At 60.1% G+C, this 25,891-nt stretch carries 26 protein-coding genes; 18 read left to right on the plus strand and 8 right to left on the minus strand.

Features of this window, described 5'->3' with window-relative positions:
• Nucleotides 1–6: 6 nt before the first annotated feature.
• Together MKS11_RS06520 and MKS11_RS06525 are read right to left on the minus strand one after the other, a co-directional pair.
• Entirely contained in the window at nt 7–996 is a 990-nt protein-coding gene (locus MKS11_RS06520) for an ABC transporter substrate-binding protein (RefSeq protein ID WP_087771060.1), read from the minus strand.
• A gap of 294 nt (nt 997–1,290) precedes the next feature.
• The gene (locus tag MKS11_RS06525; protein WP_004202952.1) at nt 1,291–2,190 is read right to left on the minus strand and encodes a LysR family transcriptional regulator; all 900 of its coding nucleotides are present in this window, start codon (nt 2,188–2,190) and stop codon (nt 1,291–1,293) included.
• 207 nt (nt 2,191–2,397) lie between these two features.
• On the opposite strand from MKS11_RS06525, the gene MKS11_RS06530 reads away from it, so the two are divergent.
• The 10 genes from MKS11_RS06530 to MKS11_RS06575 all read left to right on the plus strand — a co-directional run bounded on the left by MKS11_RS06530 (nt 2,398) and on the right by MKS11_RS06575 (nt 12,312).
• Entirely contained in the window at nt 2,398–3,366 is a 969-nt protein-coding gene (locus MKS11_RS06530; RefSeq protein ID WP_004202954.1) for a PDR/VanB family oxidoreductase, read from the plus strand.
• Nucleotides 3,367–3,377: 11 nt separating this feature from the next.
• Nucleotides 3,378–4,661 (plus strand): amidohydrolase family protein, encoded by a 1,284-nt coding sequence (locus tag MKS11_RS06535; protein ID WP_087771061.1) that lies wholly within the window; start codon nt 3,378–3,380, stop codon nt 4,659–4,661.
• Nucleotides 4,651–5,133 carry a RidA family protein gene (locus MKS11_RS06540; RefSeq protein ID WP_004202959.1) on the plus strand — a complete coding sequence of 161 codons (483 nt, stop codon included), beginning with the start codon at nt 4,651–4,653 and terminating at the stop codon, nt 5,131–5,133. Before MKS11_RS06535 ends, MKS11_RS06540 begins: the two co-directional genes overlap by 11 nt.
• On the plus strand, nt 5,126–6,007 hold the full coding sequence (locus MKS11_RS06545; protein WP_023318467.1) for a creatininase family protein: 882 nt from the start codon (nt 5,126–5,128) through the stop codon (nt 6,005–6,007). Before MKS11_RS06540 ends, MKS11_RS06545 begins: the two co-directional genes overlap by 8 nt.
• Nucleotides 6,007–6,990, plus strand: coding sequence for an ABC transporter substrate-binding protein (locus tag MKS11_RS06550; RefSeq protein WP_087771062.1), 984 nt, complete (start codon nt 6,007–6,009; stop codon nt 6,988–6,990). Before MKS11_RS06545 ends, MKS11_RS06550 begins: the two co-directional genes overlap by 1 nt.
• On the plus strand, nt 6,987–7,817 hold the full coding sequence (locus tag MKS11_RS06555) for an ABC transporter ATP-binding protein (protein ID WP_032431880.1): 831 nt from the start codon (nt 6,987–6,989) through the stop codon (nt 7,815–7,817). Before MKS11_RS06550 ends, MKS11_RS06555 begins: the two co-directional genes overlap by 4 nt.
• 1 nt (nt 7,818) lies before the next feature.
• Entirely contained in the window at nt 7,819–8,634 is an 816-nt protein-coding gene (locus MKS11_RS06560) for an ABC transporter permease (RefSeq protein ID WP_032456197.1), read from the plus strand.
• 26 nt (nt 8,635–8,660) lie between these two features.
• Entirely contained in the window at nt 8,661–10,082 is a 1,422-nt protein-coding gene (locus MKS11_RS06565) for an FAD-binding oxidoreductase (protein ID WP_087771063.1), read from the plus strand.
• A gap of 274 nt (nt 10,083–10,356) precedes the next feature.
• Nucleotides 10,357–11,721, plus strand: a complete 1,365-nt coding sequence (locus MKS11_RS06570) for a patatin-like phospholipase family protein (protein ID WP_211773157.1) — start codon at nt 10,357–10,359, stop codon at nt 11,719–11,721.
• Between the two features lie 108 nt (nt 11,722–11,829).
• Nucleotides 11,830–12,312 (plus strand): hypothetical protein, encoded by a 483-nt coding sequence (locus MKS11_RS06575; RefSeq protein ID WP_087771065.1) that lies wholly within the window; start codon nt 11,830–11,832, stop codon nt 12,310–12,312.
• A 136-nt stretch (nt 12,313–12,448) separates the two neighbouring features.
• Here MKS11_RS06575 and chrA read toward each other — a convergent pair whose 3' ends face one another.
• The 4 genes from chrA to MKS11_RS06595 form a co-directional block, all read right to left on the minus strand.
• Complete coding sequence (gene chrA, locus MKS11_RS06580) at nt 12,449–13,816, minus strand: chromate efflux transporter (RefSeq protein ID WP_284109449.1); 1,368 nt, start codon at nt 13,814–13,816, stop codon at nt 12,449–12,451.
• On the minus strand, nt 13,785–14,744 hold the full coding sequence (locus MKS11_RS06585; RefSeq protein WP_087771067.1) for a chromate resistance protein ChrB domain-containing protein: 960 nt from the start codon (nt 14,742–14,744) through the stop codon (nt 13,785–13,787). Before MKS11_RS06585 ends, chrA begins: the two co-directional genes overlap by 32 nt.
• A gap of 129 nt (nt 14,745–14,873) precedes the next feature.
• Complete coding sequence (locus tag MKS11_RS06590) at nt 14,874–16,067, minus strand: MFS transporter (protein WP_227523446.1); 1,194 nt, start codon at nt 16,065–16,067, stop codon at nt 14,874–14,876.
• A gap of 198 nt (nt 16,068–16,265) precedes the next feature.
• Nucleotides 16,266–16,502 (minus strand): tautomerase family protein, encoded by a 237-nt coding sequence (locus MKS11_RS06595; protein ID WP_032456202.1) that lies wholly within the window; start codon nt 16,500–16,502, stop codon nt 16,266–16,268.
• A gap of 60 nt (nt 16,503–16,562) precedes the next feature.
• On the opposite strand from MKS11_RS06595, the gene MKS11_RS06600 reads away from it, so the two are divergent.
• The gene (locus MKS11_RS06600; RefSeq protein ID WP_032456203.1) at nt 16,563–17,024 is read left to right on the plus strand and encodes a helix-turn-helix domain-containing protein; all 462 of its coding nucleotides are present in this window, start codon (nt 16,563–16,565) and stop codon (nt 17,022–17,024) included.
• 236 nt (nt 17,025–17,260) lie between these two features.
• Complete coding sequence (locus MKS11_RS06605; RefSeq protein ID WP_087771068.1) at nt 17,261–18,478, plus strand: MFS transporter; 1,218 nt, start codon at nt 17,261–17,263, stop codon at nt 18,476–18,478.
• 60 nt (nt 18,479–18,538) lie between these two features.
• Here MKS11_RS06605 and MKS11_RS06610 read toward each other — a convergent pair whose 3' ends face one another.
• Entirely contained in the window at nt 18,539–19,447 is a 909-nt protein-coding gene (locus MKS11_RS06610) for a DUF535 family protein (protein ID WP_004202981.1), read from the minus strand.
• Nucleotides 19,448–19,736: 289 nt separating this feature from the next.
• Here MKS11_RS06610 and MKS11_RS06615 point away from each other — a divergent pair, with 289 nt between their 5' ends.
• A complete protein-coding gene (locus MKS11_RS06615) occupies nt 19,737–19,877 on the plus strand; it encodes a hypothetical protein (RefSeq protein ID WP_002908189.1) in 141 nt (46 codons plus the stop codon).
• A 45-nt stretch (nt 19,878–19,922) separates the two neighbouring features.
• Here the strand turns inward: MKS11_RS06615 and MKS11_RS06620 are convergent, their stop codons facing one another.
• The gene (locus tag MKS11_RS06620) at nt 19,923–20,813 is read right to left on the minus strand and encodes a LysR family transcriptional regulator (RefSeq protein WP_017899570.1); all 891 of its coding nucleotides are present in this window, start codon (nt 20,811–20,813) and stop codon (nt 19,923–19,925) included.
• Between the two features lie 140 nt (nt 20,814–20,953).
• On the opposite strand from MKS11_RS06620, the gene MKS11_RS06625 reads away from it, so the two are divergent.
• The 5 genes from MKS11_RS06625 to MKS11_RS06645 are packed head-to-tail and all read left to right on the plus strand — an operon-like array spanning nt 20,954 to nt 25,884.
• Nucleotides 20,954–21,661 (plus strand): CoA transferase subunit A, encoded by a 708-nt coding sequence (locus MKS11_RS06625; RefSeq protein WP_004202983.1) that lies wholly within the window; start codon nt 20,954–20,956, stop codon nt 21,659–21,661.
• 1 nt (nt 21,662) lies between these two features.
• Nucleotides 21,663–22,319 (plus strand): CoA transferase subunit B, encoded by a 657-nt coding sequence (locus MKS11_RS06630; protein ID WP_064183301.1) that lies wholly within the window; start codon nt 21,663–21,665, stop codon nt 22,317–22,319.
• Nucleotides 22,320–22,328: 9 nt separating this feature from the next.
• Nucleotides 22,329–23,510 (plus strand): acetyl-CoA C-acetyltransferase, encoded by a 1,182-nt coding sequence (locus MKS11_RS06635; RefSeq protein WP_284109451.1) that lies wholly within the window; start codon nt 22,329–22,331, stop codon nt 23,508–23,510.
• 11 nt (nt 23,511–23,521) lie between these two features.
• The gene (locus tag MKS11_RS06640) at nt 23,522–24,445 is read left to right on the plus strand and encodes a 3-hydroxyacyl-CoA dehydrogenase family protein (RefSeq protein WP_064188104.1); all 924 of its coding nucleotides are present in this window, start codon (nt 23,522–23,524) and stop codon (nt 24,443–24,445) included.
• Between the two features lie 44 nt (nt 24,446–24,489).
• Nucleotides 24,490–25,884 carry a GntP family permease gene (locus tag MKS11_RS06645; protein ID WP_196531944.1) on the plus strand — a complete coding sequence of 465 codons (1,395 nt, stop codon included), beginning with the start codon at nt 24,490–24,492 and terminating at the stop codon, nt 25,882–25,884.
• Nucleotides 25,885–25,891: the final 7 nt, after the last annotated feature.

The following is a 25,891-nucleotide window of genomic DNA, read 5'->3' on the forward strand; positions in this document are numbered from 1 at the left end:
CGCTCCTCAGGGTTTAACCTGCATGGCCTGAACAAATTCGGTGGTGTAGGCCTGTTTCCAGTCGGTGGCCGCCGCCAGCAGACCGGCGCTGACCATAAAATCGCGGGTCTTCTGCCAGCGCGCGTCGGTCATCGTCCCCCAGCCCTGACTGGCGGCATCCCCGCCGTCGATCAGATGATGCTCACGGATCTGGGTCACGCCCCAGGCGAGCAGATCGTCGGTCATTTTGGGGTTGTCCTGCTTAATCAGCGCATTGCCCGGCGCCGGATCCTTGAAATAGCTCACCCAACCCTCCATTGAAGCGCGGACAAACTTCGCCATCGCCGCTTTACGCTCGGCGATGGTGTCCGGGCGGGCAATAAGAATGCCGCCATAGGGAGGGTAACCATGCTCAGAAAAGAGGAAGAAGTTCGCCTTCACCCCAGCCTTCTGCACCTGGAACACCTCGGAGCTGACATAGGCCTGCTGGGCGACAGCGTCATCGACGACAAAGGGTTGAATATTGAAGGTATAGGGGCGAACCTGCGCGTCGCTCAGCTGGTATTGCGCCTTCAGCCACGGCCACCATGTCGCCTGACCGGAGCTGGAGACCAGAATGGTTTTATCTTTCAGCCCCTGCAGGGAGGTGACATCGGCATGGGTCAGCAGCCCCTGGGGATCGTACTGAAAGGGCGCGGCAATGGCTTTCGCCTGGAAGCCGCGCTGAATGCCTTCCAGTAGCTGCAGATCGTAACCGATGATCACATCGGCCCGCTTCGACAACAGCAACTGCATGCCGTTGACCTGGGGGCCACCGGAGCGGATCTCGACGTCGAGACCATATTTTTTATACAGCCCAGTGGCCTGAGCCTGATAATACCCCCCCTGCTCCGCCTGAGCGTACCAGGAGGTCAGCAGAACGATTTTCTCCTCGGCCTGAACGGCCAGCGAGACACCGCCGAGGGCCATCAGGCCCAGCCAGCGTAAACCCCGGGGAAGGCGTGCGCCTGTGTTCATTATCCCTCTCCTCTTTACGCCGGGAGGGGGAGCGAGCGAATGTGGCTCAGCCTCCCATCCCGGTCAACATTGAACCGCGACATGGTGACTGAGCAATGTCCCGTATGGATAACCCGTACTGACCGCTTCTACTCACACTTAGCTATACAAAAACAATGCCAGATTTTATCGCCCGCGCGCGGCCGCGCAAAATCGCCTGCGCCGCCGCCCTGGGGCATGCAACCTTTGATTCATGCACACAAAAAACGCACCATTATGGTGCGCTAATGAATGATTTTAGTGCCTGTCGGTCTCTCACAGCTGGCTGAAGAGCATCTCCAGCTGGTTCAACATCATCGAGGCGGCAAGTGAAAGCTGGCGGGCGGGCGAGACGCACAGCGCCAGCGTGAAAGGCTTAAGCTGCGGATCGGTAAGCGGCACAAACGCCAGCTGGCCGGACTCGATCTCATCGAGAATATCCAGCCGGCACAGTATGCCGATACCCATCTGTTCTTTAATCAGGGTGCGGATCATGTGGATGTTATTCGACACCGCCACCTCCTTCACCTCGTTGCCGCTGATGTTCACCAGCGCCTCTACCGGTTCGCTGATCATCAATGGGGCGGAGGGCAGGATAAACGGGTAGTCGATGCACTGGCTAAAGCGCACAGCGCTGCGGCTAGCCAGCGGATGGCCGGTCGGCACCACGATCCCCATATTCATTTCGGCAAACGCCCTCACCTGCAGTTCACGGGAGGTCTGCGGGTTGAGCATGATGCCGAAATCCGCCTCGCCGGAGATCAGCGCCTGCTGGATGTGGATATTGTTGATGGTGGTCAATGTAAAAGAGATGTTGGGATAATGTTTATGCACCTCTTTGAGCATCGTCGAAAAGAAATGCCGGTTAATGGCATCGATGGTGGCGATGCGCACATGCCCGCGCCGCAGTCCGCGCAGGTCATCCAGCTGTTCACAGACCCGGGTAAAGTCCTTTTTCCAGTTATTGGCCGCATGCAGCAGCAGCTCCCCGGCGGCGGTCAGCCGCAGCCCGGTGGGATGGCGCTCGAAGAGCGGCATCGCCAGCTCCTGTTCCACGCGCAAAATCTGACGGTCGATAGAGGACGCAGAGACATGCAGCGCCTCTGACGCTTTACGAAACGACCCCTGACGGGCCACTTCAGTGAAATAGAGCAGAAATCGGGAGAAGGCAAACATCGTTTGGGTGCTCTCTTTTTTGCAACGGGTTGTGCGAATCAAAGCTCTGGACGCAACAGTTTTATCACAATACCGTAGCATTCATAGCGGAGAAACGATCGTTTCACCCATTTTCTTGCACGCCGGACAGTTCACCGCGAAGGGGAGTTATCTCTTCGCCGACCCTGGCCGCCCTGCAGACAGCGGAATGAGGGAGAGTAAACGGTAATGCACAGCCACGATTTTATTTCGGTCTCGGTCGGGGAAATACGGCCTAACGGAGAGGGAAATCTGTCTTTAATATTGCAGGCAGCGGCCGGGGAAATATTACCGGCCTACTCCGCCGGGGCGCATATCGATATTATTATTCCCGGCGTCGGCCCGCGGCAATATTCCCTGTGCGGCATGCCTGACCGCGGAAATCGCTATGAAGTTTGCGTCAGGCTGGCGGACGCTTCCACCGGCGGCTCACGCTATTTGCACCAGCAGCTCAAAGCCGGCGATCGGCTCTCCATTTCGCAGCCGCGCAACCATTTCCCCCTGCCGCAAGCCGGGCGCTACCTGCTGTTTGCCGGCGGTATCGGCATCACGCCGTTGCTGGCGATGGCTGACGCGATTGCCGCCAGAAAGGGAGAGCTGGAGCTGCATTATTATGTCGCCAGCTCGCGCCAGACCGCCTTCTCCCCGCGCCTGGCTCAGCTGGCCGCGAGCGGCACGGTGGCGATTCACTGCAGCGAGGAAGGCGAGTCGTTTCGCCAGCAGATCCCCCCATGCTTAACCGCGCCCGATCCTGATACCGCGGTGGTGGCCTGCGGCCCGGAGGGCTTTATTCAGCGACTGCGGTCGGTCATGGATGAATATCGCTGGTCGCCGTCGCAATTTGTATTCGAGCGCTTCACTCCCGCGGCGGAAAATAATACTGCGGCGAAAAACGCTTTTTATATTGAGCTGGCCTCCAGCGGGCAGCGTCTGCAGGTCGCCGCGGATCAAACCATTGCTCAGGTATTACAGCACGCCGGGGTGGAGGTCATGCTATCCTGCGAACAGGGAATGTGCGGGTCATGTATTACCGGGGTCCTCGACGGGATCCCCGAGCACCGGGACAGCGTGCTGACGGCGGAAGAGAAAGCTGGCAACGACCAGATCACGCTCTGCTGTTCGCGGGCGAAATCGCCGGGTCTGGTTTTGGATCTGTGAGGAGACTGACGATGACATTCTCCTCCTCTTGCGCGCCGCTCACCGGTATCAGCCGCGCCCGACTCCCGGCCTGGGCGCTGCCCGAAGGCTGGCCGACGCAGGCCAACGGTGAACCGCTGCTGGCGGACCTGGCCTTTCGCGATGGCCGGATCGCCGCATTGACCCCAACCGACCAGCCGGCTCCCGGCCTGTGGGATCTGGCGGGGGCGTTGACGCTCCCCGGCCTGGTGGAACCCCATGCCCATCTGGACAAGACATTCACCATTGAACGCTGCCGTCCGGCGCAGGCCGGGCTGCTGCCGGCGATCCACGCCATGCATGAGGATCGCCGACACTGGACCGGGGCGGATATTCAACGTCGGGCGTCCGCCGCGCTGGCCCGGGCGGCAGCGAATGGCGTGACCCATTTGCGCAGCCATATCGACTGGTTTACCGCCGACGCGCCGGACGCCTGGCAGGAGATCGCCCGCCTCGATACCGGCGGCATCACCCTGGAGCGGGTGGCGCTGGTCCCGCTGCCCCTGTTTCAGGATCCGGCGGATGCCGAGGCCATTGCCCGCGCGGTCGCCAACAGCGGGGAGCGCTGCCTGCTGGGCGGCTTCATCCACTCCTCCAACTGGGACGCCGCCGCCATGGCAAACCTTGTGCATAGCGCAGCCCGCTGGAAACTGGATCTGGATTTGCATATCGATGAGGAGCTCAGCGAGGTGTCTCAGGGGCTGACCTGGCTGGCGGATCATCTCTCCCGCCACCCTTTCCCCGGACATATCTGCTGCAGCCACGGCTGCGCGCTGGCCGCCGGCAGCGACGCGCAGGCGGCGCAAATCCTGCGTCAGCTGGCGGCGCACGGCGTCACCCTTATCGCCCTGCCGATGACCAACCTGCTGCTGCAGGATGCGACGTTCGGCCGCACGCCGCGCCAGCGGGGGATCACCCTGCTGCACGAGGCGCAGGCCGCCGGCGTGGCCACCCTGCTTGGGTGCGACAACGTGCAGGACGCTTTTTGTCCGGCGGGAAGCTACGACCCGCTGGACACCCTGGCCTGCGGCCTGTTCAGCGCCCAGCTTAGCGACCCGTTCGACCGGCAGTCGCGGCTGATCTGCGATCGCGCGGCGCTAACCGGTTCGCCGGCAGACGCGGTGCCCTTTGCCGTCGGGGCGGCGGCCAGCGTGGTGATTTTCCCGGGTAGCGACCGCTTTACCTGGCCTTTAAACAGCGCCGCCCGTCTGGTGGTTAACCACGGCAGGTTAACCCACCGGCGAGTGTGGCAGGAGGAGATAGCACATGAGTCTTGAAGCAGGCGCGGGGGCGCCGCTGGCGCGGTATGCCGCCTGGCGCAGAGCCGGCGATTTTATCTTTCTCTCCGGCATTATTCCGGTCAATCCCCTGACCGGCACCATCGTCAATGGCTTTCAGGATGTGCCTGAGCCGGTGCGGGAGCTGCTGGGGGCGACCGGCGAATTTTCAACCGATGCGAAACAGGGGCCGATACTCGCCCAGAGCTGGTACGTCCTGGAAAGCATCCGCCGCACCGTGGAGTCCGCGGGAGGGCAGATGAGCGACGTTATCAAGCTGGTGCAGTACTTTCGCAACCTTGACCATTTTCCCTATTACAGCCGGGTCAGGAAGCTGTTTTATCCCGACCAACCGCCCGTTTCCACCGTGGTGCAGGTCAGCGAAATGCTGCCCGACGCCACGGTATTGATTGAAGTCGAAGCAACCGTCTGGTTACCCCAGCCAATTCACTCGAGGCACCGCGATGATTAACGGTTACATTCCTGCAGCGCGCTTTCTCCCTTTCCTGAGCTGGACGGACGTGGCCGCCCTGCCGGATAAAAGCAATACGGTTATCGTCCTCCCCACCGGGGCGATCGAACAGCATGGCCCGCATCTGCCCTGCTCGGTGGACAGCGTGATATCTTCCGGCGTGGCGGGCCATGCCCTCGCCAGGCTACCGGCGGCGATCCCGGCCTACGCCATCCCGCCGATCGTCTACGGTAAGTCAGAGGAGCATCTGCATTTTCCCGGCACCCTGACCCTCAGCGGCGATACGCTGCTGCATACCCTGCTGGAGATCGCCGAATCTCTCTATCGGGCCGGTTTTCGCAAGCTGCTGATGATCAACGGCCACGGCGGCCAGCCGCAGATCCTGCAGATCGCCTGCCGGGAAATGCGCCTGCGCCACGGGGATTTCATCGCCATCCCGCACGATGTGTTCAACGTGCCCAACTGCGAAAAACAGTTTCTCAGCCCGCATGAACAGCGGATGGCGATGCACGCCGGCCATAGCGAAACGGCGCTGATGCTGGCGCTGGCGCCGGAGTGCGTTCATATGGAGCGGGCGGTCGCCAACTTCCCGCCGGAATTCCCCTGCCCGACCCTGTCGAAAGGCCGCCCGGCGGCGGCATGGGCAGCGTATGACTTTGGCCCCAGCGGGGTGATTGGCGACCCGACCCCGGCGACGCGGGAGCAAGGCGAAGGGCTGCTCGACTCCCTCGCCGCCAGCTGGGCGCAGGCAATCATCGAGATCCACCGCATGGCCTGGGTCGAACGTCGCGAACCGACCTGGGGCAAACAGCACTGGCACGGCTTTGTCCAGTCCCTCCCCCCCTCTTTCGCTGCTGATTCCAAGGAGCCCTGATGAATACCAGATCGACGCCCGTTTTTACCCTGCTGACCGTGGCCGCCCTCGCCACCTCAGCCTCCTCCTTCGCGGCGGAGAAGTTTACGTTTCTCACCAACTGGTATGCCCAGGCGGAGCACGGCGGGTTTTACCAGGCCCAGGCCACCGGGCTGTACCAACACGCCGGTCTCGATGTCGAAATTAAAATGGGCGGCCCGCAGATCAACGTTATGCAGCTGATGGCGGCCGGTCAGGCGGACTGCACCCTTGGCGACAACGGCCAGGCGCTGGAGACCTGGCAGGCCGGGGTGCATGCGGTAACCGTCGCCACCGTGTTCCAGCACTCGCCGACGGTGTTTATCACCCATGACAAAGTAAGCAACCCGGCTGAGCTTAAAGACAAAACCTTCCTGCTCGCCACCGAGGCCTATACCTCCTTCTGGCCGTGGGCGAAGAGCGAGCTGGGTCTGGCTGGCAGCAAAGTGCGCCCCTATACCTTTAACGTCCAGCCGTTCCTCGCCGACAAAAATCTGGTGCAGCAGGGCTACGTCACCTCCGAGCCGTTCTCCGTCGCCAAAGGCGGGCAGCCGTTCTATGTCTATCCGCTCAGCGACTGGGGCTACCCGCCCTACGGCAACTCGATCATCTGTATGGCGGACACCATCCGCAAACGTCCGGCGGCGGTGGCGGCCTTCGTCAAAGCCTCCATGGAGGGCTGGAAAAGCTACCTGCAGAATCCCACCCCCGGAAACAACCTGATCGGCAAAGCGAATCCACAAATGGGCGCCGAGCAGATCGCCTTTGGCATTGCCCAGATGAAGCACTACCAGCTGGTGACCGGCGGCGATGCTAAGACCGGCGGCATCGGCATCATCACCGAGCCGCGGCTGAAAAAAACCTGGGACATGCTGGTGAAAAACAAACTGATCGACGCCAGCAAGGTGCCGTTTGAGCAGACTTACACCCTGGAGATGGTCAAAGACGCCGGAGTGATGCCATGAATACCGCCCCGAAACTGACCGTGATGAGCGACACCCGCTTTACGCCCGCCTCCGCCACGCCGGCCATTGAGGTGCTGTCGGCGGAGAAGATCTACAGCAACGGCACCCGGGCGCTGCTGCCCGTCAACCTGACCATCAATCAGGGGGAGTTCATTACCCTGCTCGGTCCGTCCGGCTGCGGTAAAAGTACGCTGCTGAAGATGGTCGCCGGCCTGGTGGAGCCCAGCGACGGCAAGCTGATGCTGTGGCGGCGCGACAGCCGGGAAAAGGCCCAGCATCCGCTCTCGTTCGTCTTCCAGGAAGCCACCCTGATGCCGTGGAGCAGCGTGCGCAATAACGTCAGGCTGCCGCTGGATCTGGCCGGCGTGCCGCGCGCGGAAGGTAATACCCGGGTGAGTGAAGTCCTTGAGCTGGTGGGGCTGGGCAAGTTCGCCGACGTCCTGCCGCGCGAACTCTCCGGCGGCATGCAAATGCGCGTCTCCATCGCCCGCGGTCTGGTCACCCGGCCAAAGCTGCTGCTGATGGATGAGCCCTTCGGCGCGCTGGATGAAATTACGCGCAACAAGCTCGACAGCGATCTGCTGCGTCTGTGGCAGGAGCAGAACCTGACGGTGGTCTTCGTCACCCACTCGATCCACGAAGCGGTGTTTCTCTCGCAGCGGGTGATCATGATGGCGGCCCGTCCCGGACGGGTGGTGGAAGATATCGCCATCCGGGAGCCGTTCCCGCGCAGCGAGGCGTTCCGCGTCAGTCCGGCCTTTTCCCTGTATGCCCGTCAGCTGCAGGACAGTCTGTTGCAGGCCAGCCAGTCTGGTATGGAGCCATAATATGAAAACCACAACCGCAACGCCGTGGATCCAGCATCCGCGTTTTCTCAAAATTCTCTATCCGACCCTCGTCGCGGTGGCGGTGGTGCTCCTGTGGCAGGGCGCGGTAAGCTATTTCCGCATCCCGGCCTTTCTGGTGCCGTCGCCGCTGGTGATGCTGGACAGCCTGTGGACGCATCTCACGCCGCTGCTGCTGGCGCTGCTGTTTACCCTTAAGATCACCCTGATCTCGTTTCTGCTGTCGATTGTCATCGGCGCCGCCGTGGCGTTTATCCTGGTGCAGAACCGGTTTGTGGAAACCGCCCTGTTTCCCTACATCGTGTTTTTGCAGGTGACGCCGATCGTCGCCATCGCCCCGCTGATCATCATCTGGGTGAAGGACGCCACCCTCTCGCTGGTGGTGTGCGCCACCCTGATGGCGGTCTTCCCCATCATCTCCAATACCACCCAGGGACTGCGCAGCGTCTCTCCCGGCCTGCTGAGCTATTTCCGCCTCAATCACGCCAGCCGCTGGCAAACGCTGGTGCGACTGCGTATCCCCTCGGCGCTGCCCTATTTCTTCGGCGCGCTGCGTATTTCCAGCGGGCTGTCGCTGATTGGCGCGGTGGTAGCGGAGTTTGTCGCCGGCACTGGCGGGACCAATACCGGGCTGGCCTATCAGATCCTGCAGGCCGGCTATCAGCTGGATATCCCGCTGATGTTTGCCGCGCTGCTGCTGATCTCTCTCGCCGGGATTGCGCTGTTCGGCGTGATGTCCTGGGTCTCGCGTCGGGCGCTCAGCGCCTGGCATGAAAGCGAATCCGTGCAATCTCATTAATGTTCTGCTGACGAACAGGAAAAAGAATGATGACTGATGAACAGCGTCAACAAGCGATAGCGGCGATCCAGCAGGCACTCCCGGCGCTGGAGTGGACCCTGCAGCCGGCGAAACTCAAACGGCTTTCCCGCGATTTTCACTGGTTCAGTCCGGTGCTCACCGAGCAGCTGGCGGGAAAACAGGCGGACGCGGTGGTTCGCCCGCGCGATGAAGAGGAGCTGCGGCAACTGGTCTCCTCCTGCGCGCAGCACCAGCTGCCGCTGACCCTGCGCGGAAGCGCCACCGGCAACTACGGCCAACTGGTCCCCCTCGAAGGCGGGATGCTGGTGGATATGACCGGGCTCAACCAGATCGTCGCCCTCGGCAACGGCACGGTGAGAGCCCAGGCCGGCATTCGCCTGGCGGACATCGAAACCGCCGCCCGCCCGACGGGCTGGGAGCTGCGCTGTATGCCGTCGACCTATCGCCTGGCGAGCCTGGGCGGCCTCTACGGCGGCGGGTTCGGCGGCATCGGCTCCATCAACTATGGGCCGCTGGCGGCGCCCGGCAATGTGCTCAGCGTCAAAGTGATGACCGTCGAGCCGGTCCCTCGCGTACTGACCGTCCCGGCTCCCGAAGCGCTGCTGCTGCATCACGCCTACGGCACCAACGGCATCATTCTCGAGGTTGAGCTGGCGCTGGCTCCCGCGCACCAGTGGATAGAACGCCTGGACGTGTTTGACGATTTCGCCGATGCGCTGAACTATGCCAACGCCTGCGTCCGCTCCCCGGGACTGGTGAAGCGCCAGGTGGCGCTGCTGGCCACGCCGATCGCCGATTATTTTAGCCACCTGAACGATCGTTACCGCGCCGGCCAGCATGCGGTTATCAGCCTGATCGCCGTGGAGAGCGAAGGACTCTGCGCCAGCCTGTTACCGCGCCATCGCGGGAGTAACGCCATCCGTCAGGCCAGCGACGAGGCCCGGGCGCAAAACGCCTCGTTAATGGAATACTGCTGGAACCACACCACCCTGCATGCGCTCAAGGTGGACAATACGCTGACCTATCTACAGACGGCGTTTGATCCGCTGCGCTATCCGCAGCAAATTTTACAAATGGAGCAGCATTTCGCCGGGGAGGTGATCTCCCATATTGAATTTCTGCGCGATATCGAAGGCAACCTTACCGCCAGCGGTCTGCAGCTGGTGCGCTATACCACGCCCGAACGTCTCAACGCGATCATGCAGATATTTCGCGATAACGACGTCAAAATTAACAATCCCCACGTACTGCAGGTTGAGGACGGCAAACAGGGGGTTATCCGCCCTGACGTGGTGGCGGTTAAACAATCTCTCGACCCGGCAGGATTGCTTAACCCCGGCAAACTGCGCGGCTGGGCGCTGCGCGACCAGCTGGAGCTGGACAGCAACCCGCTGGCGCGGGCCACCCGCGAAAGCCCCGCGACCTGATCGCCCCCGCTCCGCGTGCGGGCTAACGCGGAGCGGGCCCGTCTCTCTTCCCCCTGCCCGCACGGCGAGTTTTTTTACGTCACTCATTCATATGAATGAGTGGTGTCTCTGTTTCCTCCGTTATACTTTTCTGTAGTTGACGAGACGGCCGTTAAAAATTGTTCACAGCATTTTCTCAATTTTCTCTTTGAGCAAAAAAGAGGTCTTCTGATAACGGCCAATAAATTCCCTTGTATGATCAACAATGATCAGATCCGTTGCTAAGGAAATTAAAATGTCATTATCCGTGAATAGGTACCTAAAAGAAGTTGAAGAAATAAAAAATAAAGCCACCGCCCTGTCCAATAAAGAATTCAGTGACACTATTGATGAAAATGGCCATCAATACGTTGATCTGGTAATGGAGGGTGGCGGCGTCCTCGGATTAGCCCTTGTAGGTTACATATATATTTTAGAGCAAGCAGGGATAAGATTCATTGGTATCGCAGGCACGTCAGCCGGTTCAATTGCCGCCTTGTTATTATCTGCCATAGATGTACCTGAAAAAGAAAAAAGCGAACGCCTAATAGATATGATCGCCAACATGCCAATAAATACATTTATTGATGGGAAAAAGGACGGAGATTATGACCCAAAGAAATTTATGGATACCGCCACAGGCTTAATGAACTCTAAAAACAAGTCAGGGTTTAAATATTTTAGTGCATTTTTAAGGTTTCTTACGACAACGGACAACTTAAAAATAATGCAAGGACTTAATAGAGGCGATGAATTTGAGTCCTGGCTTAAAAAACAGCTATCATCTTTTAATATTTATACAGTCAACGATCTTAGAAAAAGAATGGCGACGACTCCATACGGATGGAAGCTTAGAAGCACCAGCATTGATAAACCATCCCAACTTGAAGGTAAACAATCCCTTGATGAACTGGATGTAAATCATGACTATTTATGCCTGATAACAGCAGATTTAGCCACCGAATATAAAGTTGAACTTCCTGTCATGGCAGAACTATACTGGGAAAAACCGAACGATGTAAATCCCGCGGTGTTCTGCCGCTGCTCTATGTCTATCCCTTTTGTTTTTCAGCCCTACACGGTAAAAATACCTCATATGGATAATAATCTACAATTGAAATGGCAAAAATATACCGGCATTAGTTTTCAAAGCAGATTAGCCACTCGATTTCCGCCACCTATCGCTTGTTTTGTTGATGGCGGCATCATGTCAAACTTTCCGATTGATGTTTTTCACAACCCCACAAAAATTCCAGCAAGACCCACATTTGGTGTCAAACTGCAACTTGATGATCACAGTCATGAAATTAATAGCACCCTTGATATATTTGCTCAATCATTCAACACCGCCAGACATGCCATGAATTACGATTTCATTAAAAAAAACCCTGATTACAATAAGCTAGTATCATTCATAGACACTGGAGACATTGGCTGGTTAGACTTCAGTATGTGCGATGCCAACAAACTTAAACTGTTTAGACTTGGCGCAGAAACCGCTTATCAATTTCTTATTAATTTTGATTGGCATAATTACAAAAAAATCAGGCGAGATATTACTTCCGCTTATCAGACAAGCCTTCCCCTTACAAAATTAAATAGATACTTCAAGAACAAATAAATACTTCAAAGATAAAAACAGAAAAGTTCAGCCAGATAAGGAGCGAAACTCGAAAAAATCATTCTCTGCCATCCACAATTTAACAATCTACCTGATGAGGATAAGAACATGCCTAATGGTAATGACTTAATAAACGCAGCAAGAAGTCAGCTTAATGTTAAAGAGGAACCACTTAACAGCAACTCTGGCCCGATGGTAAATACCTATCTCGACTACGTGGGTAGCCCCTCCGACTCGCCATGGTGTATGGCTTTCGTCTACTGGTGTAGCTGTCAGGCTGGTATTCCCGGCCTGCCTAAAACCGCCAGCGTAGCGAAATTCTATCAGGAGTCATTAGCGCACGGAAAAATAATAAATATTTCCGACATTGCCGTTGGCGATATTGTTTTAAGAGTAGATTATCCCGCCCAGTCTAACGGCAAAAAGCCAGGAGATCACGCCGGGATTTACACAGGTAAAAATAAGGCAGGCATCCCGTTATATATCTCAGGTAACACCGTCTCCACAAATCCTGTAGTCACCGATGAAACTAGCTCATATGTTGATGAACATCAGATGAAGCATTTTAATTACGCAGCTCGCTTTTGGTAACGCGAAGTCTTATAGATGCTTTGAGAAATAGAGACATTGCTATTACCACACCTTCCGGCCGACGACTGTTTCACCAGGCATCGGCCCCTTTCCCCATACCGTCCCTGCCTCCCGCCTTTTCAGCCCGAAGCCGACCTCACCCTGCGCCGGACAGTCCCGCCATATGGACGATAAACCCTACCGCGGCGGCGGCGGCCAGTACCCAGGTCAGCTTCCACTTATAGCGAAACAGCAGCCCGGCGGTGGCGAGAGCAATGGCCGCAGACCATGGGTCGAAACCGGATGGTCCCCAGACGCTATGCCAGATAAAAAACAGCGCCAGATTCAGGATAACGCCCACCACCGCGGCGGTAATGGCGGTCAACGGCGCGGTAAATCCCACTTTATTATGCGTGGTTTCAATAAACGGCCCGCCGGCGAGAATAAAGATAAACGAGGGTAAAAAGGTAAACCATGTCACCAGGCACGCCGCCGCGATGCCCCCCAGCAGCACATCATCCACGCCCAACACCGCTTTGGTGTAGCCGCCGACAAACCCGACAAAGGTCACCACCATGATCAACGGTCCGGGGGTGGATTCCCCCAGGGCGAGGCCGTCCATCATCTGCCCTGCGGTCAGCCAGCCATAGTGGGTCACCGCCCCCTGGTAAACGTAAGGCAAGACGGCATACGCCCCGCCGAAAGTCATCAACGCGGCTTTGGTAAAGAACCAGCTCATCTGGGTCAGCGGGTGCGCCCAGCCCAGCATTAGCGCCAGGGTGGCCATCGGCACCAGCCACAGCAGTATCCCGGCGATCAGCACCCGGGCGGTGCGCCGCCAGCTGAACAGGGCGTGGGCTGGGATCGGCGTCGCGTCATCAATGATGGCTGCCCCGCCAGGCTGACTCTGCGCGCGATGGGCGTCGGCTTTGCCGAAGGTCGCCGGCGCCACCCGTCCGCCGATAAACCCGACGATCGCCGCGGTCAGGACGATCAGCGGAAAAGGTACGTTCAGCGCAAAAATAGCGACAAAGGCTGCGGCGGCAATGGCCCAGTAGGCGCCATTTTTCAGCGCCCGCGAGCCGATGCGGTGCGCCGCCTGCAGCACGATCGCCGCCACGGCGGGTTTGATGCCATAAAAAATTCCCGCCACCACCGCGACATCTCCCCAGACGAGGTAGATCCACGCCAGCGCGATGAGCAACACCAGCGAGGGCAAAATAAACAGCACCCCGGCGATGATGCCTCCCCAGGTTTTATGCATCAGCCAGCCGATATAGGTCGCCAGCTGCTGGGCCTCCGGGCCCGGCAGGACCATACAAAAGTTGAGCGCGTGCAGGAATCGCCCTTCCGAGATCCAGCGTCGGTTATCCACCAGCTCCTGGTGCATCATGGCGATCTGCCCGGCAGGTCCGCCGAAGCTGATGAAGCCGAGCTTCAGCCAGAAGCGAAATGCCTGCCAGAAGGATACGGAAGCGACGACGGAAGGGCTGTCAGTCTGCGGAAGAACCACCGTTTTGCTCATGATTACCAGACCTCATTTCACAGGACTTCAGTAAGCCGTCGAACAGCGAGCAGGCTGCCGCCAGCAGTTGGTCATCGTCCGTAATGGTTTCCCGCAGCCCTGCAAGAATGCTTTCCACCCCCGCCGCCTCCGGGGTGGATACCCCACCGACGTCCAGGAAGTGGATCAGCCGGCCCAGAGCGTCGGGGATCGCGGCCTCCAGAGCAAAGCGCCGGACCAGAACTTCGAAGGTCACCCGCATGCCGACGTGGCTGAACAGCGCCCCGTCAAAATCAAAACCGACCGCCGTCGCCGGACAATCCTCAGGCGCGGCCATCCACAGGAACCGCGCCTCAGGGTCGATAAAGCGCTGAATTAGCCAGGCGCTGGCCAGACGATCGACCCACGGGCGTCGGCGGGTGGCCCACAAACGGCCGCGAAAGGCCTCTCTATCCAGAAGGCTCAGTTCGCCCGCAACCGCCTGCGGCTCGTCCGGCGATAGCCGCTGATTAATCGCCTGCTCGAGGGTGGCCAGTCGCTCAGCGGCCTGCTCCCGGGCGGCCCCCGGGAAAAAATCGATAGCCGCGATCCGCTGGTAGTCACGCTGAATTTTACGCAGCTGTTTGAGCTGAGCCGCCAGTCCGTCGGCGGATAACGCCCCCTGCAGCGCCAGCAGATCCTGCAACAGCGCATCATACTGTTCGCGACGATCGAATAGCGGCCTGAGCGCCTCCTCTTCCGCCGACTCAATCGTAAACACATACCCGGCCCCGCCCTCCGCGCGGATCGCCTGGCAGGTGCTGAGGAAAATGTCATAGCCCTGGCGCACGTCGGGCAGCAGATAGACCCCGTCGCGCAGGACCGCCGCACCACTCTGCTTCAGGGTTCGCCAGACACGCATGCGCAGCGTGGCTTGAGACGTCGTCAGGTTAAGGATCAAGAGATGCATTGTCATGATGTAGAGATTACTACAGCATGTAACGTGTGTGACGTTTATTCGCGCGCAGGTTAAGATGAATTTCAGCAATGCATAGCTAAAAAGCACAAAACGAGGGCCCGCGCAGCGGCAGGCCAGGCGCTAAGCGCGGGGCGGCGATAACGGGCGCAGCAGCAGGGTGAACAGCGCCAGCCCCACCGGCGCCAGGGAGCCCCACAGCACCGCGTTCCAGCCGAAGGCGTTGAGCAGAACGCCGGACGAAAACGAACCCACGATCATCACTCCGAAGACCAGAAAATCGTTGAGCGACTGAACCTGGGTCTTCTCTTCCGGGCGGTGGAAATCGATGATTTTCGCCGAAGCGCCGGTGAAGCCAAAGTTCCAGCCGATGCCGAGCAAAATCAGCGACAGCCAGTAATGATACACCCCGACGCCGCTGAGACCGACCGCCACCGAGGCGCCGGTGATCAGCAATCCCGCCGCCGCCATGCGCGCTGCGCCGAAGCGCTGGATCAGCCGGCCGGTGACAAATCCCGGACCGTACATCGCCATCACATGCCACTGGATCCCGAGGTTGGCGGCCTGCTGGGAAAGGCCGTGCATATGCATGGAGAGCGGCGCGGCGGTCATCAGAAAATTCATCACCATATAGGCCACCGCGCCGCTGAACACCGTGGTGGCAAAGCCCGGCTGGCGGACAATCTCGCGCAGCGGTCGCCCTCCGTGAACGCTGGCCGCCGCGGGCTCTGCTGGCGTCACGCCTGCCAGCAGAATGGCGGCGAGCGCCGCCACCAGCGCCTGAGCGAGGAAGGTGAAGGCGAAGGTATGAGTCGGCCAGAGGTGCATGGTGCCGGTGACCAGCATCGGGCCAATGATCCCGGCGGCCACGCCGCCGCCCATCACCAGCGACAGCGCGCGGGCGCGACGTTCCGGAGCGACGCCGTCGGTGGCGGCAAAGCGAAAACTGAGCGCCACCGCGGCATAGGCGCCGCCAAGCATCGCGGCGAAACAAAACAGCAGAAAAGAGCCCAGCACCACAGCCAGAGCGGCCGCCAGACCGGTAACCACCCCGGCGCCGGTACCGGCCATAAACGCGGCTTTGCGGCCCCGCTTACGCGCCAGCGCGCCGAAAGGCAGAATCGAGGCCGCCATCCCCAGCACAAACAGGGTGATCGGCAGCGTGGCCAGCGACGGGCTGGGGGCGATGGTATTGCCGACGATAGCGCCAGTGGCGTAGAACACCACCGAGTTGGCGCCGGCCAGCGCCTGAGCGACGGCCAGGCGGATGATATTGTTGTTCTGCGCCGCCAGCGGCAGCATCTGTTCGCTAGACATCCGTTGTTTTCACCAGTTTGAGAGTGGCGCCAGGCGGGTCGTCTGGCATCGCGCCCTGTTTGTTGGGTTCCCTGACCGTTACCTTAGCCGCAAAATACGCTTTTGCACCATAGCGAATAGCAATATTACCCGGCGACCTGACGCCGCTTCTGCGCCAGATCGCCGGGCCGGGCTTCGCAGCCCGCTTGTTTCAGGGGATCAGTCGCGCCGCGCGGCGGCGAATTTAGCCGCAATCATCGCGGCCGTCGGCTGGACGCCCCCCAGGCTCCACTGCTCCGGGTCATGTTCATCAATGCGGATCCACACCGACTGGCGGAACTGCGGATCGCCCTGCCCCTCAATCTCCACCAGCAGATCGGTCATCCGCCGCAGCAGCTCACTTTTCTGTTCCGCGGTCATGATCCCTTTAAAGGTTTGCACGTTAACAAATGGCACGCTATGCTCCTTAGCATCTAAGTCTAAATTTCAAACTCAGACTAGAAGGCCAATCTCACGATGTCAAAAAATAAATCATTGCCCTACCTCGATCCTGAGCTGTGCGGCCTGGCGGAAGGAGCCAAAATACTGGGCGACCGCTGGGTGCTGCTGATCCTCCGCGAGGCGTTTTACGGCGTGACGCGCTTTGAAACGATGCAAGCGCATACCCATATCACCCGCCAGACGCTCACCACCCGGTTGAAAACCATGACCGAAATGGGCTTGCTTCGCAAAGTCCCCTATCGGGAAGCGGGGGCTCGCGAGCGCTATGAATATGTTCTCACCGAAAAAAGCCGTAGCCTGGCGCTGGTGCTGTTCGCCCTGATGGAATGGGGCCACCAGCAGGTGCTGCACAGCACGCCGCATATTGCGCTGGTGGACAGCGCCAGCGGCGAGGCCGTCCATCCCGGGTTCGTCACCGCCAGCGGCAGCGTGGCGAATCCCGCCGCGCTGCAGATCGTTAAGGCAGACGAACGCTGAGAGCGGCGCGGTTGCCCTGATACAGAACTTTCGTAGGCCTCTGGCGGAAGCCGCGACGAGCAGGTATGTTGCATTGCCACGTTACCCGACGACTGGGTGACATTTTGGTTTCATCGAACGGTGCGATAAAGAATGAGGCTCTCTGCCGGGTCCGATCCCGGCTATTATTCGTGGCGCACGCCATGACCGCCCTGGTCCGCCGCTGATCCGCGGATCGTTCATGCTAAAGGAAGAAAATGTCGCTTCGTTCACTGCGGGCTTTATGTTTGACCAGCTTCTTTATCGCCGACGTTCGCGACGGCCTCGGCCCGTTTCTGGGGATCTTTCTCACCCAGCGTCACTGGCAGGCGGAGGACATCGGCCTGTTGATGACCGTCGGCGGCGTGGCCGGCCTGCTGGCGACCCTGCCCGCCGGCTTCATCACCGACACCTCGCGGCATAAGCGCGTGCTGTTGGCCGGGGTCTGCCTGGCGATCACCCTGACCACCCTCCTGCTCTGGTTCAGTCAGAAGACCAGCGTGGTGGCCCTTTCACAGGTTGCCAGCGGGATCTGCGCGGCCTTTGTCGGACCGTTAATCGCCGGGATCACCCTTGGGCTGACCCGACAGCGCGGCTTTAGCGCTCAGATGGGAAAAAACGAAGCCTTCAACCATGCGGGGAATTTCTTCACTGCGCTGATTGCCGGGGCCATCGCCTGGTACTGGGGCATCGGCGGCATTTTCATCCTGATGGCCTGTACCACCCTGTTTACCCTGATCGCCCTGCTGGCAATCCGCAGCAGCGATATTGACGATGACGCCGCCCGCGGCCTCGAGTCGGCCGTCACGCCCGCTGTGCCTGGGTTTGCCATCCTGTTCCGCCATACGCCGCTGCTGATCGCCGGCGTGACCCTGATGCTGTTCCATCTCGCCAACGCCGCGCTGTTGCCGATGCTCAGCATGCGGATCGCCGCCGCGCCGGGACACCTCAATCCGGGGCTGTTTGCCGCCGCCACGGTGATTATTTCGCAGGTGGTAATGATCCCGGTGGCCATCCGGGTCGCCGACAGCATCGACAAATATGGTTACTGGCGATGCATTCTGCTGGCGCTGCTGATCATGCCCATCCGCGCGGCGCTGGCGGCCGCCAGCGACGCCCCGGCGATGATGGTCCCGGTGCAAATTCTTGATGGTCTGGCGGCAGGGATTTTGGGGGTGGCGGTGCCCAGCTTTATCGTCTCGCTGCTGCGCGGCAGCGGGCACGTTAACGCCGGACAAAGCGTGGTGATGCTAATGCAGGGCGCCGGGGCGGCGATGAGTCCGGCGTTAACCGGCGCTATCGCCGGGCGCTACTCTTTTGCTACCGCCTTCGGCGTGCTGAGCGTTATCGCGCTGGTCGCGCTGATAGTGTGGTGGCGCAGCGCCCCGCTGCTCACCAACTCGGTATCGCCGCCGATCGGCGAGAGCGGCCAGTAAAGAAAGGATATCGTCAGGCGGACAACAGCCCCCTGCTGCCTGCCTGACGTGGGAAAGGCGTTAATTCATCTGCGGATTCAAGGTTATTTGCCGCAGAGCGTTCGCCATTTCGAGCTGAATCAGCTCTTTGACACCTTCGCGCTTAATAAACTGGCTGCGGTGTTTACTTTTTACCTCTTCAAGACTTTTTTTGATCTCCTGCGCCGGCAGTTTATACCAGCCGCGAGCCTGTTTCTCTCCGCCCATTTCCAGCCACAGCGATGAATAACTGGCTTTCACCAGATCGCTTTTCACGTGGTAATCGGAATCGATCGCGTAGACCGTAGTGATGCCGAAATAACGCAGGAAACCATACAGCACGCTCATGATGATATTTTTCGGCCGCGCGCCATGCAGCTCTTTGGTCAGCACCTTCACCTCATCATTGGTGATATCTTTCCCGCCCTGTATTCCGCCGATATAAGCGCGGCCATCGTCGGTACAGGAAAAACAGACGCTATAAACGCGCCGGTCGCCGAGAAACAGCTGCAGCATCAGCTCACCCTCCTCCTGAAACGGCGATGCCAGCAGCTTAACGTCAAGCTTTTCGCCATTTTTCAGAGGAATAGCAAACATCGTCCGGCCAAAATCCGCCACGTTATAGAGCTGCGGCAGCACATCGGGCTGAAACGTTTTCTCGATAAAATTCAGCGAACCGTGGGCAATATCCAGCTTGCGCCGTTTTGACATCCGTTTATTAAGATAGGCCTTAAAGGGTTTATCCTCGAAAGGCACCAGTCCCTGGGTCACGGCGGTCAATCGTGCGCACTGATATTTGGCGCAAAGTCCTTGATATTCTCTGTATTTACCTCCTGCGAGCGAGAGCTCTCTGCATTTTCGTAAGAATTTTTTATAGCTTATTTTGACCTGACCGATCACTTTATTATGTTTACGCCATTCTTTGATGGCGCCTGTAACAGTATGTTCCATTGATTAAGATCCATAGATTCATCCATAATCGCGGCCATATTAACATAAAAGCCATTCGTCAATGCTTAATTACACCTTCGTTGTCCTTTCATTTAATATTTAGGCAGGAAATTATTCTGGTGGAGATATTTAAAGCTAACGCCATCCTGTCAACGGTTATTTATGGTGGGTTTTATCTGCTGCCGGCGGACTTAACGCTCTGTGCGTTCGGCGCGAAGAGCGGTTACCTCCGCAGGCGGTTATGCCCTATACTTGACGCTGATTCAAAACCAGCAACGATAGGTAACTTATGGAAATTGATCTCGACAACCTGGTCTTCAGCGGCCTGGATGAAGCGGAAGAGCGCAACGCGGAGCGTCTGGAAGAAGCGGACAAAAAAGCCCAGGCGATCGTTGCCGATGACGATTGCGGCGACGCCTGCAAAATCTGATTATCAAACCGGCCTGCGGGCCGGTTTTTTTGCCCCCACGCCCCCTCAGGTGGGTAAATACCCTTTCAACGTATCCAGCAGCGCCTGCGCCGCCTTCGACAACGGCAGATGTCCGGCATGGATCGCCCCAACGCACTTTTCAATCGGCGGATCGCTGAGCGGAATGCACACTGCCCCCAGCGAGGTCATCTGCGTTTTGCATAGCGCCGGCACCGCGCTGCCTCCCAGCCCGCTGGCTACCATCCTCCCCACCGTCACCAGCTGGTGGCTCTCCAGCGCCACGTCCAGCTGACGCCCGCTGCGCGCCAGCGCCTCCTCCAGCATCAGGCGCACCGCCGAGGGACGCTGGAGGGTGATAAAGTCGAGAGTTAACAGCTCCTGCCAGGTGAGCTTTTTTTTCTTCGCCAGCGGCGATTGCCGGGGAACGATCGCCACGAAGCGGTCCACCGCCAGCGGGGTAAACAGCAGGTTGTGGTTGGGCGATGGCTCGAAAGCGATGCCCATCTCTACCCGCCCCTCACGCACCATCTCGATTACCTGCTCATTGATCACATCATGCACCGTGACGTTCACCCCGGCATAGCGGTCGCGGAAGGCTTTCAGCGCCTCCGGCAGAACGTTGGCGGCGAACGACGGCATCGCGGCGACCGAGATTTTGCCGCGCTGCAGGGTAAAGCTCTGGCGCATCGCCTCCTCAACGTTATCCCAGTCGGCCAGCAGTTGACGGGCCATCGGCAGAAAGAGTTCCCCCTCCTGGGTGAGGGTCACTTTGCGGGTGCTGCGCTGCAGCAGCGCGCCCCCCAGCGCCTCCTCCAACCCTTTGATGGTCAGGCTGAGCGCTGGCTGCGACAGATTCAGCCTTTCGCTGGCGTGGGCGAAATTGAGAGTGTGAGCTACCGCTAAAAACGCGCGTAACTGTTTGACACTCATTCTCATTTTTCATCCTGTTAACTAATTGAAAGAAATTAGTTAACAGGAAATTAATTAAATTTCCAAATGAGTGAGTCACAAATTCAAAATTATCAAATCAGTCGCCCGCGCCAATGATAAGGGTATCGCAAGGCAGGAGAGACAAGATGGCAGGACTGGATAAACGCGTCGCCAGCTACGAAGCGGCGCTGGAAGGGTTAACGGACGGCATGACGCTGCTCGCCGGCGGCTTCGGCCTGTGCGGTATACCCGAGAATTTGATCGCCGAGGTGAAGCGTCGCCAGGTGAAGGGGCTGACGGTGGTTTCCAACAACTGCGGCGTCGATGGCTTCGGTCTCGGCATGCTATTGGAGTCGCGCCAGGTCAGCAAGGTAGTGGCCTCTTACGTCGGGGAAAACGCGCTGTTTGAACAGCTGGTGCTGAGCGGCGAGCTGGCGGTAGAGCTCACCCCGCAGGGAACGCTGGCGGAAAAAATCCGCGCCGGCGGCGCCGGGATCCCCGGCTTTTACACCGCCACCGGCTATGGCACACCGGTCGCCGAAGGCAAAGAGGTGCGCCAGTTCGACGGTAAAAATTACATTCTTGAACAAGCTATTCGCGGCGATTTCGCCCTCGTGAAGGGCTGGAAGGCTGACTGGTACGGCAATGTGGTTTATCGCCATACCGCACAGAATTTCAACCCGCTGATGGCCACCGCCGGGCGCATTACGGTGGTGGAGGTGGAAGAGATTGTGCCGCCGGGCGAACTGCCGCCCTCCGCCATTCACACCCCGGGGATCTATGTCGACCGGCTGATCGTCGGGCAATTCGAAAAACGCATTGAACAGCGCACCCTGCGCGCCGGAGGGCACTGAGATGTTAACCCGCGAACAAATGGCGATGCGCGTCGCCCAGGAGCTGCGCGACGGCGACTACGTCAACCTCGGGATCGGTATCCCGACGCTGGTGGCCAATTACATTCCCGCCGGCATTGAAGTGATGCTCCAGTCGGAGAACGGCCTGCTGGGGATGGGCGAGTTTCCCGATGAGCAAACTCTCGACGCCGACATGATCAACGCCGGCAAACAGACCGTCACCGCGCAAACCGGGGCGGCGATCTTCGATTCGGCCCAGTCGTTCGCCATGATCCGCGGCGGCCACGTCGATCTTACGGTTCTTGGCGCCTTTGAGGTCGACGTCGCAGGGAATATCGCCTCGTGGATGATCCCTGGAAAAATGGTCAAGGGGATGGGCGGCGCCATGGACCTGGTGGCCGGCGCGCAGAACATCATCGTGGTGATGACCCACGCCTCAAAGAACGGCGAATCCAAACTGCTGCCGCAGTGCACCCTGCCGCTCACCGGCGTGGGCTGCATTCGCCGGGTGCTCACCGACCTGGCCCTGCTGGACATTGTCGACGGGGCGTTTGTCCTGCGCGAAGTGGCCCCGGGGGTCAGCCCCGACGAAGTGATGCGTAAAACGGCGGGACGGCTGATCGTCGCCGAAGACGTGCGCGAAATGCGCTTCAGCTAAGGAGAGACCATGACCGATATTGCCATAGTTGCTGCCGTACGCACCCCGGTCGGCAGCTTTCGCGGCGCCTTCGCCCCGCTTTCCGCCGTCGACCTCGGCGCGGCAGTGGTGCGCAGCCTGCTTGAACGCTGCCAGCTGCCCGCCGCAGCGGTCGATGAACTGATTTTCGGCCAGGTGCTCACCGCCGGCTGCGGGCAGAACCCGGCGCGCCAGACCGCGCTGCGGGCCGGCCTGCCGGTGGACACTCCAGCGGTCACCGTCAATCTGGTGTGCGGCTCAGGGCTGAAAGCGGTTCAGCAGGCGGTGCAGGCGATCCGCTGCGGCGACGCCGAGATCGTTATCGCCGGCGGCCAGGAGAGCATGAGCAATGCTCCCTATCTGATGAATGGCGCCCGCGACGGCCTGCGTTTCGGCCATGCCAGCCTGCAGGACAGCATGATCCAGGACGGCCTATGGGACGCTTTTAACGACTACCACATGGGCATTACCGCCGAGAACCTTGCCGACGCCTTCGACATCAGCCGCGAGCGCCAGGACGCCTTCGCCGCCAGCTCCCAGCGCAAAGCGGCGGCCGCTATCGCCGCCGGACGCTTTCGCGAGGAGATCGTCCCGGTCAGCGTCCCGCAGGGCAAAAAGCCGCCGCGTGTCGTGACCGACGATGAGCAACCGCGCCCGGAGACCAGCGAGCAGCAGCTGGCCCAGCTGCGCCCGGCGTTTCGCCCGGCTGACGGCAGCGTCACCGCCGGGAATGCCTCATCGCTGAACGACGGCGCTGCGGCGGTCCTGCTGATGAGCGTCGATAAAGCGCACGAGCTTGGGCTGCCGGTGCTGGCGCGCATTGTCAGCGCGGCGGTCGCCGGGGTCGACCCGTCGGTGATGGGCATCGGCCCGGTGAGCGCCTGCCGCCAGGCGCTGCAGCGCGCCGGCTGGACGCTGGACGAGGTGGATCTGATCGAAGCCAACGAGGCCTTTGCCGTCCAGGCGCTGGCCGTCGGCCAGCTGCTCGAATGGGACAGCGAGAAGGTCAACGTTAACGGCGGCGCCATCGCCCTTGGCCATCCCATCGGCGCCTCCGGCTGCCGGATCCTCGTCAGCCCGGTGCATGAGATGCAGCGCCGGGGCGCCAGCAAAGGGCTGGCCACCCTGTGCGTCGGCGGCGGACAGGGCATCGCCATGACCCTTCAACGTTAACAGGAGCCACTATGTTTACACCACGCCTGGCGGTACTCGGCGCCGGACTGATGGGCGTCGGCATTGCCTGCCATTTCGCCCGTCACGGTCACGCCGTCCGCCTGTATGACACCGATCCGCAACGTCTCGCCGAGATACCCACAGTAGCCGAGGCGATCCTGCGCGAGCTGGAGGCGAGCGGTCAGCAGGCTCCCGCCGACCGCGACGCCGTGCTGAGCCGTTTAACCCCTACCCCGGCGCTGCAAGCGCTGGCGGACGCCACGCTGCTGATTGAAGCGATCCCCGAACGGCTGGGGCTGAAGCACGCCCTGTATGCCGAACTGGAAACGCTGATCGCCGACGAGGCGATTATCGCCAGCAACACCAGCGGCCTGCCGCCGGATCGGCTGGCGCAGGGCATGCGCCTCCCGGAACGGCTACTGATCGCCCATTTCTGGCATCCGCCGCACCTGATCCCGCTGGTGGAAGTGGTGCCCGGGAGCGCCACCCTGCCTCATCTGGCGCGCCAGGTGAGCGACTTTTGCGCCGCCTGCGCGCTGGAAGCGGTGGTGCTCAACCGCGCCGCGCCGGGCTTTGTCGGCAACCGGCTGCAGTTCGCCCTGCTGCGCGAAGCGCTGCATATCGTCCACAGCGGCATCGCGTCCCCGGAGGTGGTGGACCAGGTGATGCGCGCCTCGCTGGGGCGCCGCTATGCGATGGTCGGCCCGCTGGAGGCAGCGGACATGACCGGCCTGGCGACGGTCCAGGATATCTGCCAGCACTTGCTGCCGGAGCTGGCCAGCGGCACCGAGATGATGTCGCTGGTGGCGGAGAAAGTAGCGCGAGGCGACACCGGCGCCCGCAGCGGGCAAGGCTTTTACCGCTGGGACGAGGCCCGGCGCCAGCGCATCCAGTCGCGCCGGGAACACCAGCTGCGCTTCGCCCTGAAGCCCTAGTATCGCGTTCTGTACCCCTACAATAACAATGAGAGTGAGACGTCGTGATGAGTGTGATAATAGCCCTGGCCGCGCTGGCATTACTGATGCTGGCAGCCTACCGTGGATACAGCGTGATCCTCTTTGCGCCGATCGCCGCCCTCGGCGCGGTGCTGCTCACCGACCCGGGCGCGGTCGGCCCGGCCTTTACCGGCCTGTTTATGGAAAAAATGGTCGGCTTTGTGAAGCTCTATTTCCCGGTGTTTCTGCTGGGCGCGGTATTCGGCAAGCTGATTGAGCTGTCGGGATTCTCGCGGTCGATTGTCGCCGCCGCCATCCGCATCCTTGGACGCCGCCATGCGATCCCGGTGATCGTGCTGGTGTGCGCCCTGCTGACCTACGGCGGGGTATCGCTGTTTGTGGTGGCCTTTGCCGTCTACCCTTTCGCCGCCGAGCTGTTTCGCCAGAGCGGGATCCCCAAACGGCTGATCCCGGCCACCGTCGCCCTCGGGGCCTTCTCGTTTACCATGGACGCCCTGCCCGGCACGCCGCAGATCCAGAATATTATTCCCACCAGCTTCTTCGGCACCAACGCCTGGGCGGCCCCGTGGCTGGGGCTTATCGGCTCGCTGTTCATTATCCTCTTCGGTTTGCTGTGGCTGGAGCGCCAGCGCCGCAAAGCGCAGGCCAGCGGCGAAGGCTATGGGACCGACCTGCAAAATGAGCCGGAGACCCCGGATGACATCAACCTGCCGCATCCGCTGATCGCTATCGCCCCGCTGCTGCTGGTGGGGGTGCTGAATCTGCTGTTTACCCACTGGATCCCGCAGTGGTACGGCGCCAGCCATGAGCTCACCCTCCCGGGTCTGGCGAAGCCTGTGGTCACCGAGGTGGGGAAAATCACCGCCATCTGGGCGGTACAGGCGGCGCTGCTCTCCGGCATTGTGCTGGTACTGGTCTGCGGCTACCGCAATATTCGCGGCCGGCTGGCGGAAGGAAGCCGGACGGCGGTGGGCGGGGCTATTCTCGCGGCGATGAACACCGCCTCTGAGTATGGCTTCGGCGCGGTTATCGCCGCCCTGCCGGGTTTCCTGGTGCTGTCGAAAGCCCTCGCGGCTATTCCCAATCCGCTGTTAAACGAGGCGATCAGCGTCACGGTGCTGGCCGGGATCACCGGCTCGGCCTCCGGGGGAATGAGCATCGCCCTGGCGGCGATGTCCGAGACCTTTGTCGCCGCCGCCCACGCCGCCAATATTCCGCTGGAGGTCCTGCACCGCGTCGCCGCCATGGCCAGCGGCGGCATGGATACCCTGCCGCATAACGGGGCGGTGATCACCCTGCTGGCGATCACCGGCCTGAGCCATCGCCAGGCCTATGGCGGCATTTTCGCCATCACAGTGATCAAAAGCCTCGCGGTACTGTTTGTCATTGCCACGTTCTATGTGACCGGCATTGTCTGAGACCCGA

The sequence above is a fragment of the Klebsiella sp. K5-45 genome (genome assembly GCF_030128605.1).
Classification (GTDB): Bacteria; Pseudomonadota; Gammaproteobacteria; order Enterobacterales; family Enterobacteriaceae; genus Klebsiella; species Klebsiella quasipneumoniae.

What these genes read in the sequence shown, in the direction of transcription:
- MKS11_RS06520 (WP_087771060.1), bottom strand. Translation starts at nt 996, where the DNA reads ATGAACACAGGCGCACGCCTTCCCCGGGGTTTACGCTGGCTGGGCCTG.
- MKS11_RS06525 (WP_004202952.1), bottom strand. Translation starts at nt 2,190, where the DNA reads ATGTTTGCCTTCTCCCGATTTCTGCTCTATTTCACTGAAGTGGCCCGT.
- MKS11_RS06530 (WP_004202954.1), top strand. Translation starts at nt 2,398, where the DNA reads ATGCACAGCCACGATTTTATTTCGGTCTCGGTCGGGGAAATACGGCCT.
- MKS11_RS06535 (WP_087771061.1), top strand. Translation starts at nt 3,378, where the DNA reads ATGACATTCTCCTCCTCTTGCGCGCCGCTCACCGGTATCAGCCGCGCC.
- MKS11_RS06540 (WP_004202959.1), top strand. Translation starts at nt 4,651, where the DNA reads ATGAGTCTTGAAGCAGGCGCGGGGGCGCCGCTGGCGCGGTATGCCGCC.
- MKS11_RS06545 (WP_023318467.1), top strand. Translation starts at nt 5,126, where the DNA reads ATGATTAACGGTTACATTCCTGCAGCGCGCTTTCTCCCTTTCCTGAGC.
- MKS11_RS06550 (WP_087771062.1), top strand. Translation starts at nt 6,007, where the DNA reads ATGAATACCAGATCGACGCCCGTTTTTACCCTGCTGACCGTGGCCGCC.
- MKS11_RS06555 (WP_032431880.1), top strand. Translation starts at nt 6,987, where the DNA reads ATGAATACCGCCCCGAAACTGACCGTGATGAGCGACACCCGCTTTACG.
- MKS11_RS06560 (WP_032456197.1), top strand. Translation starts at nt 7,819, where the DNA reads ATGAAAACCACAACCGCAACGCCGTGGATCCAGCATCCGCGTTTTCTC.
- MKS11_RS06565 (WP_087771063.1), top strand. Translation starts at nt 8,661, where the DNA reads ATGATGACTGATGAACAGCGTCAACAAGCGATAGCGGCGATCCAGCAG.
- MKS11_RS06570 (WP_211773157.1), top strand. Translation starts at nt 10,357, where the DNA reads ATGTCATTATCCGTGAATAGGTACCTAAAAGAAGTTGAAGAAATAAAA.
- MKS11_RS06575 (WP_087771065.1), top strand. Translation starts at nt 11,830, where the DNA reads ATGCCTAATGGTAATGACTTAATAAACGCAGCAAGAAGTCAGCTTAAT.
- chrA (WP_284109449.1), bottom strand. Translation starts at nt 13,816, where the DNA reads ATGAGCAAAACGGTGGTTCTTCCGCAGACTGACAGCCCTTCCGTCGTC.
- MKS11_RS06585 (WP_087771067.1), bottom strand. Translation starts at nt 14,744, where the DNA reads ATGCATCTCTTGATCCTTAACCTGACGACGTCTCAAGCCACGCTGCGC.
- MKS11_RS06590 (WP_227523446.1), bottom strand. Translation starts at nt 16,067, where the DNA reads ATGTCTAGCGAACAGATGCTGCCGCTGGCGGCGCAGAACAACAATATC.
- MKS11_RS06600 (WP_032456203.1), top strand. Translation starts at nt 16,563, where the DNA reads ATGTCAAAAAATAAATCATTGCCCTACCTCGATCCTGAGCTGTGCGGC.
- MKS11_RS06605 (WP_087771068.1), top strand. Translation starts at nt 17,261, where the DNA reads ATGTCGCTTCGTTCACTGCGGGCTTTATGTTTGACCAGCTTCTTTATC.
- MKS11_RS06610 (WP_004202981.1), bottom strand. Translation starts at nt 19,447, where the DNA reads ATGGAACATACTGTTACAGGCGCCATCAAAGAATGGCGTAAACATAAT.
- MKS11_RS06615 (WP_002908189.1), top strand. Translation starts at nt 19,737, where the DNA reads ATGGAAATTGATCTCGACAACCTGGTCTTCAGCGGCCTGGATGAAGCG.
- MKS11_RS06620 (WP_017899570.1), bottom strand. Translation starts at nt 20,813, where the DNA reads ATGAGAATGAGTGTCAAACAGTTACGCGCGTTTTTAGCGGTAGCTCAC.
- MKS11_RS06625 (WP_004202983.1), top strand. Translation starts at nt 20,954, where the DNA reads ATGGCAGGACTGGATAAACGCGTCGCCAGCTACGAAGCGGCGCTGGAA.
- MKS11_RS06630 (WP_064183301.1), top strand. Translation starts at nt 21,663, where the DNA reads ATGTTAACCCGCGAACAAATGGCGATGCGCGTCGCCCAGGAGCTGCGC.
- MKS11_RS06635 (WP_284109451.1), top strand. Translation starts at nt 22,329, where the DNA reads ATGACCGATATTGCCATAGTTGCTGCCGTACGCACCCCGGTCGGCAGC.
- MKS11_RS06640 (WP_064188104.1), top strand. Translation starts at nt 23,522, where the DNA reads ATGTTTACACCACGCCTGGCGGTACTCGGCGCCGGACTGATGGGCGTC.